Source organism: Aureimonas fodinaquatilis (assembly GCF_008369445.1).
Taxonomy (GTDB): Bacteria; Pseudomonadota; Alphaproteobacteria; order Rhizobiales; family Rhizobiaceae; genus Aureimonas; species Aureimonas fodinaquatilis.
In genome coordinates this window covers 690,217-705,159 of record NZ_VTWH01000001.1, presented here as the reverse complement: position 1 = coordinate 705,159, position 14,943 = coordinate 690,217, and the positions used below count along the sequence as shown (strand labels likewise).

Here is a 14,943-nt window from a genome sequence, read left to right as displayed (position 1 = left end):
TGCGATCCCAAGGATCGCCAGAAACGACCGAACTTTCAGCTTTGGCGCATTGCTTTGCCGTTGAAGCGCAAGCACTGCAACGAGAAATGTTCCAAGTATCGTCAAATATTGACAGAAGTCTGCCAGTGATGCCACACATTATTACTGGGTAAAGATTGGGGCATTATCGCATGTCAAACAGTCGTCTTCTCGATTTAACCAAATACAAAGGCGTTTTGCCCTATTCCAGCGAATTGTTTGGCGTCTACCAGCCGATGATTGGCTGGCGTTCCAAACGCACATTTCGCTGGCTTGATCGGAAGATTGAGCGCCCGCCCCTTCTGGAAAGTCTGGCGGATTGTTTTGCCAGTCCCGCCCAGATCGAGATCAATTCAGACAACTGCGACATGAGCGCCGCAAATATGCAGACCGCGGCCTTTGCGGTGACCAGTTTGCGCGAGCAGGACTCGGTTCTGTACAAACGGCTGGCGCAATATCTGGTCAAGCTTGGCTATGCCAATGGTCCGCCGCCCAAGGACATATGGCAGCAGGTTGCAGGCATCATCGAACGCTCTCTGGGCTCGGCCGTGCTGGAAGAATACAGCCAACGCTTTGCCATAGACTGCCGCGAGATGAGCGCGGACAAAAAGCGCCGAATGGATGTGCACGAGCTTTATGCCTACAACCAGCGAACCCTCGCAGTCGAAGAGGGACTGAAACGAGAAACGAAGCTGGCGGGTGTTTTCAAGGAACTGTTGAACTACGAACGCTATGACCTGCTGGAACAGATTTTCTATCGTCCCGTTCAGAAAGATGGTCTGACGCGGTTTAAAGGACTTCTGGAAAAATCCGAGCACAAGGACCCGCTCGACAGTTTTGACCCGACAGGTGACCTGCGGGATGTGACCGTATCCCCGATCGGCATCACCCATATATTCCGGCAGTTTTTCTTTGAGCTGGACACGTTTCTGGGCCCGCCTGTCGCCCATCTCTACGTGCCACCCTACACCACCTCGGAAATTATCGAAGTCAGCACCCGGCGCGTTTATATCGAAAAGGTCATCGAGCAGAGCCTTGAAACAATCAAAAAGGAAGAAAGCGAAACCACCGAGGAAGATGAAATCAGCGAAGCGGTGAAGCAGGACAACCGCAAAGACATGAAGCTTGGTATTACCAGCACCGTCGAACAGTCCTGGGGTACGGGCAATATTACCGCAACGGGCAGCTTCAACCTGGACACCAGCCAGGGAGAGGCGCGGGAAACCAGCCACAAGCGCATGCGCCGGCAAACCGCCAAACTGTCTTCCGAGATAAGGGAAAATTTCAAAACCACATTCAAGACCGTGACGGAAACCACAGACAGTGTCAGCAAGCGTTACATGATCGCCAATCCTGGCGGTGACATGCTGAATTATGAAATGCGCCGCAAAATGCGGCAGGTGGCCGTGCAGGTGCAGGATGTCGGCACCTATCTGTGCTGGGACACTTATGTGGACGAACCGGGGGCCGATCTTGGAATTGCCAATCTTGTGCATATGTCGCGGCCGGCGGACCTGATACCGCGCCCCAGCGACCTGACCTTTGCCGAACTGGAACCGGTTGATGTTGCCTTTACGGCCAATGCCGTGTGGAATTACGACGATAGAAAAGGGCATCAGGGCGATCAGTTCGTGCTGATAGGAGTTGCACCCATTCCGCCAGGTCCGGAAGGCTACGTGCTGGTTCGCCCTTCCAACAATGAAAAGTTTCCGCTGTTCCAGATTTCGGCCAGCGGCAAGAATTTCCATCAGGTCTGGGCCTATTTCGGGCGGTTCCGCGATGGCAATATTCAACTGGGCGTCTGGACAAAGCCCGCCGGAATTGGCTGGGACGAACGGGTGGATTTTGTTCTGCAAGGCTCTGTGCGCTATGTGCCGGGCCCGGGCAAAAAGGCAGAGATCGAAGCACGGATTGCCGCACGTTCGGCTGAACAGCGGTTGATCGATGAGGAAAACGCCCGCAAGACAAAAGCGGCATTCTTTACTGGTGCCCGCGAGCGGATCGAACAGTCGCGCGCCATAACAGCCCGTAAATATGATGATTTGCGTGAGGAAGAGCGGATAATCGTTTATCGCCGCCTCATCAGCTCCCTGATGACGGATGACCATTATGATGCGCCTGCGGCAGGGGAAAGCGACCGTAACCGGCATGTGCTTTCACAATTGCTGAACACAATTTTCGACATCGACAAGATGCTGTATTTTGTTGCACCTGAATGGTGGAAACCCCGGGCCGGCAGTCGGGTTGGCATGGGCTACAACGAGCTTGCCCAGAATGTGCCGGAAGCGCTGGTGACCTGGGACGATGGCCTGCAGCGGCCCGACAACTACCTGATCACCAACAAATCCATGCCTGCAGCCAAGGGCAGTTCGCTCGGCTGGCTTTTGCAGCTGGATGGCGATGACATGCGCAATTCCTTCCTGAACGCACCTTGGGTCAAGGCGGTTATTCCGGTGCGCCCCGGGCGGGAAAAAGCGGCTATCAACTGGCTCAAGGCCGTTGGCGTGGAAGGCTCGGATGGGCTTGACCATGAATATGGCGGCTCACCGGAAGAAAAGGCAGAAATTCGCGAGGGTCTGGGGCTGGCCACAGGGCAGAAGGTCACCATTGAACTGGCGCTCGAATATCTGTGCCAGAAAGTTGCGCAAAAGCATGCCGAGAGCAATGTGGTGAAACCGTTCGGCGATGGTGATTTTGAAACCGATGATTCAAGTACGGTTCTCGCCACCCCGGTCGAGAAAGTCTATGAATATGGCTTCTACCCGTTGCAAGGTGGCTTTCGCGCCGACCCCGTCATGCCAAGTGATGATACCAACAATCAGGGCCGAAATTTTCAGGTTTATGACCAGTGGATCGAGATTTTGCCCACGGATCAGGTTGTGCCGGTCGAAGTTCGGTACAACCCGATCACCGGGCGGCAGATACCGCCCGATGATGTCGAGTGAGCCAGCTCAGGCTGATGCATCCAGCGCTGCCAGTTGCGGTGTCGCCAGCGCAACGGCCTGCGCATAGCGGTCAATTGCCTCATCAATCTCGCTGGCGGTGATGGAAAGCGGCGGCGAGAATGAATTGACTGTCAGATAAGGCAAAGCGCGTGTCAGAACGCCCTGTTCGGTGGCCAGCCGGGCCACCAATCGATGCGGGTTTGTGCCCGGCGCAAAGGGTCGCCGCGTTTCACGGTCCGCCACAAACTCAACCGCCGCCATCAATCCCACGCCGCGAATGTCGCCAATATACGGGTTTTCGCCCAAACGCTCCTGAAGCGCGCTTAAGAGTCGGGGAGCCAGGGCAGCAGCATTTTCAACCATGCCCTCCTGTTCGATTATATCGATATTGGCCATGGCCACCGCGCTGCCAACCGGATGGCCGGAATAGGTGAAGCCGTGCATGAACGCCCCCATTTGCGCAGAGGTATCCTCCAGAACAGACCAGATCCTTTCTGAAACAACATTGGCCGACATCGGGAAATAGGCGCTGGTCAGGCCCTTTGCCAAAGAAACAATATCCGGGCGCAGGCCGTAGGTTCCAGTGCCAAACCACTGCCCCGTCCGGCCAAATCCGGTGATCACCTCATCGGCGATCAACAGAATATCATGCCGGTCCAGCACCTCTTGCACACGCTGGAAATAGTTTTCCGGCGGCAGAACAACGCCGCCGGTGCCGATAACCGGCTCTGCAATGAATGCGGCAACGGTGTCCGGTCCCTCCCGCTTGATCATGGCTTCCAGATCAGCCACCATGCGTTCCGTAAAGGCGGCTTCGCTTTCGCCATTTTCCGACCCGCCATAATAATGCGGGCAGGATGTGTGCAGCACACCCTCGATCGGCAGGTCAAACGCCTTGTGATAGGCAGCAATGCCGGTCAGGCTGCCGGACGCCAGCGTAACACCGTGATAGGCACCCAGCCGCGAGATGATCTTTTTCTTGGCTGGCAGACCACGCATATTGTTGTAATAGCGCACCAGCTTCAGCGCGGTGTCATTGGCGTCCGAGCCGGAGGTGCCGAAAAACACCCGTGCCATATGCGGCGCATTGGCCCGATTGCGAAAAAGCGTCAAAATCCGATCAGCCAGCAGAATGGTCGCCTCGCAGGAAGCGCCACCAAAAAGGTGCTGATAGCTGAGATTGCGCATGGCATCCGCCGCCGCGTCTGCCAGCTCGCCCCGGCCATAGCCGATGTTCACGCACCAGAGCCCCGCCCCCATGTCGATGACGTCCCGACCGGCGGCATTTTGCATGCGCACGCCGTTGGCGGATTGATAGATCGTCGGGCCATTTGCCGCCAGATCAGCGATCGACGTTACGGGATGAAACAGGCTGAGCCGATCCATCTCTTCAAGTGAAAAATTCTGCGGATGCGCCATGTGCTTGGTCTTTCGGTCAACACTGCATGTGAATTGTAATTCTGCCCCGGCGCCTACGGCGCGGCGAAAGCATCTCGTGCCCGCAGCATGGCAATCAGGCGGCTGTCGCGCTCTGCCTCCAGTTGCGGAATATCGCGGCCTGCGGCTTCTTCCTGAATGCCGGCCACCAGTTGCGCGCAAACTTCCGGCGTCAGGCTGGGCGTACCTAACGTGGCCCAGCGGCGCTCCTGACTTGGGCCCAGATGCGCAAGATAGTGGCCGATGCCACCAGCGCCGCCGCCAAGATGATAGGCCATATGCGAGCCGATAACCGACCAGCGCAGCCCCGGCCCATGCACCAGAGCGGCGTCGACTTCCGCCACATCGGCAATGCCTTCCGCCACAATATTGACCGCCTCGCGCCAGAGCGCTGAAGACAGGCGGTTGGCAATATGGCCCACTGCATCTTTGCGCAGCCGCACGCAAACCCGCCCCATGCTGCCATAAAGCGCTGCCGCGCGGTCCACAATTGCCGGGCTCGGGCCATAAAGCTCAACCAGTGGCATAAGATGCGGTGGATTGAACGGATGGGCGGTGAGGAGCCGTTCCTTGTTGATCATGCCTTCCGACAGCATGGACCATGTGAGCGACGACGTGCTGCTGGCGATCATGGCATCCGGGCTGACAAGAGCCTCGATGCTTGCGTAAAGCTTCTGCTTCAGCGGCACATTTTCGGATGCGTTTTCCTGTATCAGAACCGCTCCGGCAACCGCTTCCTCCAGCGTGTCACAAATGGTCAGTTGCCCGGCACGTTCCGCCCCTTCGCCCAGCTCTGCCAATTGCGCCAGCGGATGCTGCACACCAGCCGCCAGCGCGGCGCGTGCCTTTGGGTCGGGGTCCCATGCAGATACATCATGGCCATAGCTGAGAAACAGTGCAGCCCAGCTCTGGCCAATCAAACCGCACCCCAGAACAGCCAGCTTTTCACTGGTGGAGCTTTGTGTGTCAGTCGACATCGTCATAAGTCTCCGGTTCGGGTTCTTCCGGGGCAAATTCACCGTGAATTGTCAGAAACGCCATGCCCGCCAGGATATCGCGAGAGATGGCCTGCCGGGCGGCTTCGGGGTTGCCCACAGCCAGCGCCTCTATGGCTTCGTCCTGAAAATTTGCCTCAACCATCATGTCGAGGCCACGGTTGAGGTGGCGCAGAAATGGCCCGGCCTGCAACCATAGTATACGGATCATCGAAACCAGCACTTGGGATGTGCTGTAGCGATAGATCGTGAATTTCAGCTTCTGGTTGTAGTCGAGATAGTCGGTGATGGCGTTTTCCTCAATCGCCTTCACAAGCCCGGCCGAATAGGCATGCAGTTTCTGAAACCCTTCACGGTCTACATTGCCGCAGGCCTGCGCCGCGGCCTCGCCCTCAATCAGCGCCCTGAGTGTCATGACCTCGCGAAATTTGCGCAGGCTCAAACGCGGGATGGAAAATGTGCCATTGCGATGCTGCACCAATGCACCTTCAGCCAGCAGACGGCCAAGCGCCGCGCGCACCGGCATGTCGGATGTGCCAAGCTCTGCACCCAGCTTGCGTGAACTGACCTTCTGGCCGGGAGCAAACCCGCCCTTCATCAGCACATGGCGAATGTCCTTGTACACGCGTTGATGAACAGATTGGGTTTCAATGCGCGACAGCTTGGGAATGTCGGATGTGCCCGGCCGATCAATCATTTGCGCTCTCCAAATTCCCGGTCACCCACCAGACCCTGCGGGCGAAACACAAGAATACCGAGCAGAATGATGGCCAGAACAATTTCGCGGCTGCCTTCCGGCACGCTGACCATTTGCCCGCCCAGATTGACGCCGCGCTCAAACAGTTGAACAAACTCACGCACGGCAACAACAAACAGCACACCCACCACCGCGCCGGAAATGGACCGCATGCCACCTACGACCAGCATGGCCAATGTCAGAAACGTCATATCCAGCCAGAACATGTTTGCGGTGATGGTGCCAAGGAAATGGCCGTAAAGCACGCCGCCCAGCCCAGCCACAAAGCCGCTGATGGTAAAGGCTATCAGCTTGTGCGCCCAGGCATTGACTCCTGATGCGCGAGCCGCCGCCTCGTCCTCTCGCACGGCGCGCAAGCGCAAGCCATAGGATGACAGTCGGTAAGCCGTGGCGATCAATATGGCAAAGACCGCGCCGGCAATGGCCACCCAGATGGTGATATAGGTTGGCAGGCCGACAATGGCGCTCTGGCCAGCGGTCCAGCCTGTCCAGTTTTCGTAAATGCTTTTGAAAACAAACAGCATCGACAGCAAGGCAATTGACGCCGCAGTGCCCGAAAGGCGCATCAGAGCCAGCCCTAGAACAAAGGCAACCAACGCCGCCAGACTGGCGGCAATCAGCGCGGCAGGCAACAGCGGCACCTGTGCCGTTGCCAGCCATGCCGGCAGGTCCGGCATGAAAATCAGCCGCAGCGGACCACAACATGTCTGCCATGCAGAAGCGTAGGCACCAATCAACGCAAAGCTGACATGGCCAAATGACACAATGCCGGAATTGCCGGTAAAAATCGCCAGCCCGACCACCAGAACCACATAAATATATGCTTCGCTGACAAGGCTTGTCAGGCGCGGCTCACCGCTGAGATAGGCCAGCAAACCAAGCGCGGTAAGCGGCAGCGCAAGAAAAAGCGTTGCCCGTACAACCCGCCAGGCATGGGCAAGGCGTGCCTGGTTGGGTGAAAGAGCTGGACGCCGGGAACCAGTTTGCACGGTCATATGCGCTCCAGTCGTTTTGAAGAGGAGAACAGGCCCTGCGGACGGACAAGCAGCACAAGAATGACGAGCCCGTAGAGAAATGCGTCACGGGCGGCCCGCAGTTCCGGCGGCAGCAAAGCCTGCAACAGGGTTGAGGCAACGCCCAGCATCAGCCCGCCCATCATGGCGCCCCACAGGCTGCCCATGCCGCCAAGGACCGTACCGACGAAGCCGGCAATGGCCAGCGGTACGCCCATGCGAAAATCCAGAACCCCGGTCTTGGCGACATACAGCAGCGAAACCGCACCGGCCAGCACGCCGGAAAGGGCGAACGCATAGGCAATGACCCTGTCGGCACGAATTCCCAGCAGCCGCGCCATCATGAAGTCGTTGGAAGCGGCGCGGATCTGCCGGCCCGGACCGGTGAAGCCCAGGATCAGCACCAGCGCCAGAAACAGCAGCAGCACAACGACAATGGTCACAAGGTCGATCAATGGCAGTCGAACACCGCCGACCATGACCTGCTGGCTCAGATCGCTCAGAATGTTGACGGATTTCGGCCTGCCGGTGTGCACGAAAAGAATGGCATTCTGAATGAGGTAGCTGATTGCGAAGGATGAAATCAGAAGACTGGTGCCATCGGCATGCCGGTTGCGCAGCGGGCGAAATGCCATCCGCTCGGTTGCCAGCGTCATCAGCACGACAAATCCTATGATCAGCGGCACCATGAGCCAGACCGCCAGACCGCCAATGTAAGGCGTGGCAACTGCAGTGGCAGAAGGAACGACCAGCGCATAGGCACCCAGCGTGATCAGATCGCCATGCGCAAAATTGATCATGCGCATGACGCCGAACACCAGGCCGATTCCAAGTGAAATCAGCGCATACTGCCCTCCCAGGCTCAGGGCATCGACCAGAAGCTGCAATCCGTTCATGTCGCGCTCATTTCTCCGAAGAAAGCCGATTCAAACTCGGCGCTTCCTGCCAGTTCGGCCACCGCCCCCTCCATCACCACCTGCCCGGACCGCAGAAGATACAGCCTGTCGGCAAGGGCCAAAGCCCTTCGGCTGCTCTGCTCCACCACCAGAATGGTCACGCCTTCGCTGCGCAGCTGCGCAAAAGTTTCAAACACCAGGTCAACATATTGCGGCGCCAACCCCAGGGACGGCTCGTCAACAATCAGCAATCTTGGCGATGTCATCATGGCGCGGGCAATGGCCAGTTGCTGCTGTTCGCCACCGGACATCTGGCCGGCCATCTGGCTGCTGCGCTCTTTCAAAATTGGAAACAGCGAAAACATCCGATCTAACTGCTGATTGCGGCGTGCAGCAGCGCGCGAAAGAGTGGCGCCAACGATCAGATTCTCCCGTACAGTCAGCTGGCCGAAAATCCGCCGCCCCTCCGGAACAAGGCTGATGCCAAGTGCGGCAATGGCTTCCGGCGTCTGGCGCGAAATGTCCACATCCGCAAACCGAATTGTGCCGGAAGCCGCGCGCTTGACGCCCGCAATCGCCATGGTCGTGGTGGATTTTCCAGCGCCATTCGGCCCGACAAGACAGACCACTTCACCCGCAGCCACATGAATGTTCAGGTTCCGGACAGCCGGCACCTTGTTGTATTCGACTTGAAGAGACTCGACACTGAGCAGCATTCAATGGCCCCCAAGGTAAGAGTCGATGACATCGCGGTTCATCCGCACCTGCTCTCGCGGGCCGCTGGCCAGCGTCTTGCCACCGCGCAGCACATGCAGGTTTTCACAAACGCCCATAACCACCGGCATATTGTGTTCAATCAACAGCACACCGCAGCCATAAGCCGGTGGTATGCGCGCAATCAAATCAACCAGTTGCTGGCCTTCCGCATCGTTCATTCCCGCCGCCGGTTCATCCAGCATCAGAAAATCCGGCTCCAGCGCCAGCGCGCGTGCAATGCCAACCAGCCGCTCCTGCGTATAGGGCAGGCTGTTGGCTGTGCGGTCCGCCATATTGGCTATTCCCACAAACTCCAACGCTCTCTCGGCTGCCTGCTCGCCTTCTGCCAGGCCCGCATGGTGAGCATAAACCGGCACGCGGACATTTTCGCGCACGCTCAACGCGCTGAACAGACGGACAGACTGAAATGTGCGGGCAACACCACGCCTTGCCCGCTGGTCTGGCCGCGCGCGGGTGATGTTTTCCCCATCCAGAAGCACCGTGCCATTCGTCGGGCGGGTAAAGCCGCTCAGCACGTTGACCAAAGTGGTCTTGCCCGCGCCATTTGGCCCCAGAAGCCCGAGAATTTCGCCCCGCTTCAATGTCAGGCTGACATCCTGCAAGGCTGCAAGGCCGTCAAACTGCACCGTCACGTTCAGCGTGCTTAAACTGTCTGCCATCAAATTCTCCGCGAATTTGACGGGGGGCGCACATGCGCCCCCGCGCCACTGATCACTCGAACGTCAGATATTCGCCTGTTTTCATGTCGTAGTAACCCAGTGCTTCGGCCTTACCGTCGGTTGTGGCCATCATCAACATCGGGCGCTCGTCATTGCTGTGCATTTCCGCTGAAAAGCTGGTTGGGCCAACGGCAAGCTCTTCATTATCGAAGCTTTCCATGGCAGTGCGCACCGCGTCAGTTTCCAGGCTTCCGGCCTTTTCGGCCGCGCGCGCCCAGCCTTCAACCACAGCATATCCGGTGATGCCCTGTCCTGATGCCGGCAATTCGCCATGCGCCTCTTCGTATCGTTGGAAGAATTCGCGGTTGCGTGGGCGTGGATCTTCCACCCCGGCATCAGCCGAGTTGCTCAGGTAGAAATAGTTCGAAAGCCCCGGCACTGCCGAATACCAGGAGCTGGAGTCCCCGCCGGTGCCTGCCAGGATAGGAATGTTGATGCCGGCTGAACGATATTGCCGGATGGCGGATGCCAGACCGGGTGGTACGCTGCACAGCATCATCACGTCCGGCTCTTCCGGCAGAGCCTGAAGACGCGAAATCTGCGACGCAACCGTCACGTCGGCATTCTTGAATTCATCCTGCAGAACCAGCGCATCAGCCCCGGCCAGTTCGGTCCAACGTTCAACAAAACCTGCACAGAGCGAGCGGTCATATTGAATGAAAGTGTCCAGCAGAACATATGCAGTTTTGTAGCCTTGCTTGCGGAAAGCCCAGTCCGCCAGCATACGCCCGGTGCCGTCTGCTTCCGTTGCCATGGAAAACACATTGTTGCCAATGGTCAGGTCACCCAGCTTGTCATCACCGCCGCAAGATGAAATTGCAATCACACCTGCCTGTTGCGCAATCAGCGCCGCCGGTGCGCCCAGATCAAAATCGCAGGCGATCATGATCATTTTTGCACCTTGCGAAACCAGCGCCTGTGCTGCACGGGCGGTTTCAGCCGGGTCGGTCTTGGTGTCAATGTGAACAAGCTTCAGCTTCTTGCCAAGCACACCGCCCTTTTCATTGATTTCCGCCACGGCCAGTTCTGCTGCGCGGGTGGGGTTGGTGTCAAAGGCAGCCATCCAGCCACTGAAGGACGTGGCGGCGCCGATGATGATCTCCTCCTCCTGCGCCTGCGCCGGCAATGCCAGCGCCGACGCGGTGAAAGGCAGCACAAGCGCCAGTAGCGCGTTGCGCCAGGTTTTTCCTCTGGAAGCAATGGAATGGGTCATTTCGCTCTCCTTATAAAATTGTTCTGCTTTTGCCTGCGAATGCCTTGCAACGAACCTTTCCGCGAACCGGTCAGGCCCGGGCAGCCTCTGTTGCGCCTTGATCCAGCGTTCCATCCGGCTTCAAAACCACGCGATAGACATCGCGCGCGCGTTGCTGCGAAACCCAGCCGTCCTGAACGTCCTTGACCACGCGTTGCGGATCTCTCCGGGCAGGGTCGCCATAGCCGCCGCCACCGCAACAGATGGAAATGATGCTTTCGCCCTGGTGAATGCGAACCGTGGCCGCTGGCGGCAGATCCTGCGTGGATCCATCCTGAAGGCGGCGAAGCTGGTTGGAACCGCCACCGGTGCCACCGCCATGCACGCCACGCGGCGGATTCAGCTTGCCATCGCTGACATAGGCAACATCAACATCGCAGCCCAAAGGCCCGAATTCCACACGCAGGCTGGATGCACCAATATGCCGCCCCGCCCCTTCCGTATCTTCAAGAATGCGGCGCTCGGTAACAAGGATCGGCTGGTACAGCTCGTCCAGCTCCACACTATCGATGAAGCACATGCCGCCATTGCCAACATGCAGATAGGTCAACCACGCATCTTCATAAGGAGTGCCTGCACCCGTGGTGCAGCCCAGAAAAATCTGGTTGACGAACGGGTCACCCGTACGGGGGTCCTTGCCTGAAACCACGGCGGACGACGGTGGCAGGAAAGCGCCAAACTCCGCCGTGCCAAAGCCTTCGCCCAGCTCAGCCATTGCCAGTGAAACGGAGTGCGTGACACGGTCTGCCACATTGGTGGTCGATACCGAGCAGCTTGTCGGGTGCAAGGGTATGCCCGCAACCGAATTTTCCCTCAGCAGAATTTCCACCCGGCGAAATGAACCCGCATTGCGCGGGATATCGCCGCCAATGCTGTTGAACACCGCAATCAGGCAGGCAGAACGCGCACACGCTTCCGAAAGGTTCAACCCGCATGGCAGCGCATCAATATTGTCCCGCAGGTCAACGACAATCCTGCCCTCTTCCGGCAGCGCGCTAACGGATGCGACTATGCGCACGCCCTCAGGCGGAGTACCGGGTATGGGGTCATGAGTGCTGGAACCGGTGGCCTCGCCTTTGGGCAGGCTGGACAGCCGCGTGATCATGCGTTGTTCACTATAGTCGAACCACTGGCCGCAGAACGTTTCCAGCGTGTCCCAGCCAACCTCATCGGCCAGTCGCATGATTTCCTGCTCGCCAATGCGCGCCGACCCGATCATGGCAAGGAAATCGCCCTTCCACTGCTCCGGCACCCGAATGCGCATTTCGCACATCCGCACCATATCTTCATTGGTGCGGTAGTTTTCCTGCACCTTGACCGCAGGAAAAATCAGCGCGCCTTCCGCATAAACATCCACAGCCGTGCCCATGTAAGTCGTCGGCTCGGCATTGCCGCAATCGGCCTGATGCGCCTTGGTCAGCACCGTGAAACGGTGTTTGCCCTTGTCATCAATCACCGGAATAATCAGCACATGGTCCGCGGCATGCGAACTGCCGTGGTAGGGTGAATTGTGCAGAAATGCGTCGCCACGCTTCAACTCAGGGTGAAAATTCTTCATCGCCTGAGCCATCATGTCCGGCCCGACGAGAACGTGGATCGGCAGGCTGTCTGCCGTGGCCAGCAATTGGCAATCCGCCGTTACAATGCAGCAGGAAAAGTCGCGGGCGCGGTTCAACACGCCCGAACGCCCGGTGCGATACAGCGTGTTGGTCATTTTGCGGGCAATGCCCTCAAAACGGTTGATGAGGATCGCAAGCTCTGCGCCGTTCAGCGTGGTCGTTGCCATTAGTTCAGCTCCTTCGCGGTCTCAGGTGTCAGTTCGGGCCGAATGACGAGTGTTCCGACAGCAGAGCGCTGGAAGGTGACACCCGGCTGGATGACGACGCAGGTAAAACGGCTTTCCACAATGGCCGGACCGGAAAACTGCTGGTCGGTCTCAAGCCGTTCGAATGTGTGGACAGGAACCTCCACAAGTCCAAGTCTGGAAAAATATGCCTGCCGGTGCCGCAGCGCCGTGCCTTCCGCACCATCTGGCGCTATCCGCAGTTCAGTGGTTTCAGCAACCTTGCAGGCGACTTGCGCGCGCCATGCGATCACTTCAACTGTCGAAGCCGTGTCGCGGAAAGCAAAGATGCGCTCATGTGCCTCATGAAACGCCTCACGCAGCGCTTCGCCCGCGTCATCCATATCTTCAAGGTTCAGCGCAACATCAATTTCCCAGACCTGGTGCGCATAACGCGCTTCGGCAAAGTAGCTGACCTCAGTTTGCACAGCGCCAACGCCCATCTGCGCAACAAAAGCCTCGGCTTCATCCTGCAGTTCGGCAAGCTTGGCGCGAACACCAGCCGCGTCATAGTCTGCCGTGCTGGTGACAAACAGCCGGCGGAACCCGCGCCCGACATCGGAAACCACCGCGCCAGCGGCTGAAAGGCCAGCGCCCACCTCCGGGATCAACAATGTGGGGCAGCCCATGCGCTGGGCAATTGCAACAGCGTTCAGCCCTGCGGCACCGCCACCGCCGATAATGCTGGCTGTGCCCGGATCAATTCCCTGATTAACGGTGATGTCGGCAATGGCCTGCACCATGTTCTCGGTCCAGACCTCAAGCATGGCCAGACCGGCTTCTTCAACTGTCAGGCCCAGAGGATCGGCAACCTTCTGCCTGATGGCGGCAATTGCGGCATCGCGATCCAGCCGGATGCTGCCACCGAGAAAATAGTCCGGATCAATATAGCCAAGGGCCAGAGAAGCATCGGTAACAGTCGGCTCTGTACCGCCCGCCCCGTAACAGACCGGGCCGGGGGTGGAACCGGCACTTTGCGGCCCCACATGCAGGACGCCGCCATCATCCACCCAGGCAATGCTTCCGCCGCCTGCGCCTACGCTTTTAACGTCAACGGACGGGAAGCCGGTGAGATCGCTTTGGTAAGGGCGGCCCAACCAGCTTTCATGTGTGAACGGGACATAGCCTCCGCGCACCAGCGAAACGTCAAACGTCGTGCCGCCGGTATCAAATACAATCGTGTCCGCCTCATCCGCATCTGCATTGGCAACGTAGCTGCCCGCAATAGGCGCCATGGAGGGACCGGAGTTCAGCGCAAGAATGGGCGAACGGCGAATTTCATCAGCACTGACCATGCTTCCCTGCGACGTCAGAACCAGCACCCGCCCCTCGAAGCCGGCTTCCCGCATGGCATTTTCCAGCCCGCCGACATAGCGGTCCATCAACGGCTTCAACGATGCATCGATGGCCGTAGAGATTGTGCGCCGATATTCACGCAAGGATGGATTAAGCCGATGCGACAAGGTGATGGGAACATCCGGCAGGCGCTCCCGCAGGATGCGTTCGACCTCAAGCTCATGCGCATTATTGACAATGGACCAGAGCAGGCTGACAGCGACCGCTTCAACCTCAAGCTCTGCCAACCGATCTGCGATCGCAGTTATTGCCGCGACATCCAGCGGCTTGTTTTCCGCGCCGGAAGCGACAAGACGTCCCGGAACCTCGAAGGTCAATGCCGGAGGAATATAGGCGCGCTGATAGCGAACCGTGTGATCGAATGGTCGTTCTCTGCCGCCCTCACGCAGCAGAAGAATGTCCGGATGCCCCTCGGTGACCAGAAGCGCAGTGCGTGCCGTGCGCCCAGTCACAATGGCATTGATGGCATGAGTTGTGCCATGAATGAACTGATTTCCCATTTGCAACAGTGTCTTACGGTCTACACCAAAAGCATCTGCCGCCACTGAAAAGGCGCCAAGAACACCTGCAACAGGGTTAGATGGAACGGTCGGGGATTTGAACAGATGCAGCATCCCGTCCTTCTCAACCACAAGATCGGTAAAGGTGCCGCCAGTATCAGTTGCGAATCGCATCAAAGCTCCCTGGGTCGTTAGGCTCTCTTGCGCGGAGCACTTGGGGTGGAGAATTTCCACTGGATTGAAAGCAGGTTATCTGCCTCATAAACCCAGTCAACTAGAAATTGCGATCGCTGATCGTATTTTTTGCTTTCAGGCGTCTGTCGGCGCGGAGGCGAAAGCCTGTTTCACAATGAATGGCCTTTGTGCCTGTGGGCGAAACTGACGCTGGTGCCCGCAAATCCCGTTGTTCTAGCAACGGGCCGATTACCCGGACGA

Annotated in this window: 11 protein-coding genes; 1 reads left to right on the top strand and 10 read right to left on the bottom strand. The window is 58.1% G+C overall.

Features of this window, described 5'->3' with window-relative positions; all coding sequences use genetic code 11:
- Window positions 1–170: 170 nt before the first annotated feature.
- Entirely contained in the window at window positions 171–2,963 is a 2,793-nt protein-coding gene (locus tag FPY71_RS03395; RefSeq protein ID WP_149297635.1) for a peptidoglycan-binding protein, read from the top strand.
- A 6-nt stretch (window positions 2,964–2,969) separates the two neighbouring features.
- On the opposite strand, the gene FPY71_RS03390 is transcribed toward FPY71_RS03395, so the two are convergent.
- The 10 genes from FPY71_RS03390 to FPY71_RS03345 all read right to left on the bottom strand — a co-directional run bounded on the left by FPY71_RS03390 (window position 2,970) and on the right by FPY71_RS03345 (window position 14,682).
- A complete protein-coding gene (locus tag FPY71_RS03390; protein ID WP_210246232.1) occupies window positions 2,970–4,382 on the bottom strand; it encodes an aminotransferase in 1,413 nt (470 codons plus the stop codon).
- A 53-nt stretch (window positions 4,383–4,435) separates the two neighbouring features.
- The gene (locus FPY71_RS03385) at window positions 4,436–5,377 is read right to left on the bottom strand and encodes a 3-hydroxyacyl-CoA dehydrogenase NAD-binding domain-containing protein (RefSeq protein ID WP_149297633.1); all 942 of its coding nucleotides are present in this window, start codon (window positions 5,375–5,377) and stop codon (window positions 4,436–4,438) included.
- On the bottom strand, window positions 5,367–6,092 hold the full coding sequence (locus FPY71_RS03380) for a GntR family transcriptional regulator (RefSeq protein ID WP_149297632.1): 726 nt from the start codon (window positions 6,090–6,092) through the stop codon (window positions 5,367–5,369). Before FPY71_RS03380 ends, FPY71_RS03385 begins: the two co-directional genes overlap by 11 nt.
- On the bottom strand, window positions 6,089–7,147 hold the full coding sequence (locus FPY71_RS03375; protein ID WP_149297630.1) for a branched-chain amino acid ABC transporter permease: 1,059 nt from the start codon (window positions 7,145–7,147) through the stop codon (window positions 6,089–6,091). Before FPY71_RS03375 ends, FPY71_RS03380 begins: the two co-directional genes overlap by 4 nt.
- Entirely contained in the window at window positions 7,144–8,061 is a 918-nt protein-coding gene (locus FPY71_RS03370; protein ID WP_149297628.1) for a branched-chain amino acid ABC transporter permease, read from the bottom strand. Before FPY71_RS03370 ends, FPY71_RS03375 begins: the two co-directional genes overlap by 4 nt.
- Entirely contained in the window at window positions 8,058–8,777 is a 720-nt protein-coding gene (locus FPY71_RS03365; protein WP_246160110.1) for an ABC transporter ATP-binding protein, read from the bottom strand. The genes FPY71_RS03370 and FPY71_RS03365 overlap by 4 nt, the downstream gene beginning before the upstream one ends.
- Window positions 8,778–9,497 carry an ABC transporter ATP-binding protein gene (locus tag FPY71_RS03360; RefSeq protein WP_149297626.1) on the bottom strand — a complete coding sequence of 240 codons (720 nt, stop codon included), beginning with the start codon at window positions 9,495–9,497 and terminating at the stop codon, window positions 8,778–8,780. It lies immediately after the preceding gene.
- A gap of 52 nt (window positions 9,498–9,549) precedes the next feature.
- A complete protein-coding gene (locus FPY71_RS03355) occupies window positions 9,550–10,770 on the bottom strand; it encodes an ABC transporter substrate-binding protein (RefSeq protein ID WP_188052186.1) in 1,221 nt (406 codons plus the stop codon).
- A 70-nt stretch (window positions 10,771–10,840) separates the two neighbouring features.
- Complete coding sequence (locus FPY71_RS03350) at window positions 10,841–12,595, bottom strand: hydantoinase B/oxoprolinase family protein (protein WP_149297622.1); 1,755 nt, start codon at window positions 12,593–12,595, stop codon at window positions 10,841–10,843.
- On the bottom strand, window positions 12,595–14,682 hold the full coding sequence (locus FPY71_RS03345; protein ID WP_149297620.1) for a hydantoinase/oxoprolinase family protein: 2,088 nt from the start codon (window positions 14,680–14,682) through the stop codon (window positions 12,595–12,597). The genes FPY71_RS03350 and FPY71_RS03345 overlap by 1 nt, the downstream gene beginning before the upstream one ends.
- Window positions 14,683–14,943: the final 261 nt, after the last annotated feature.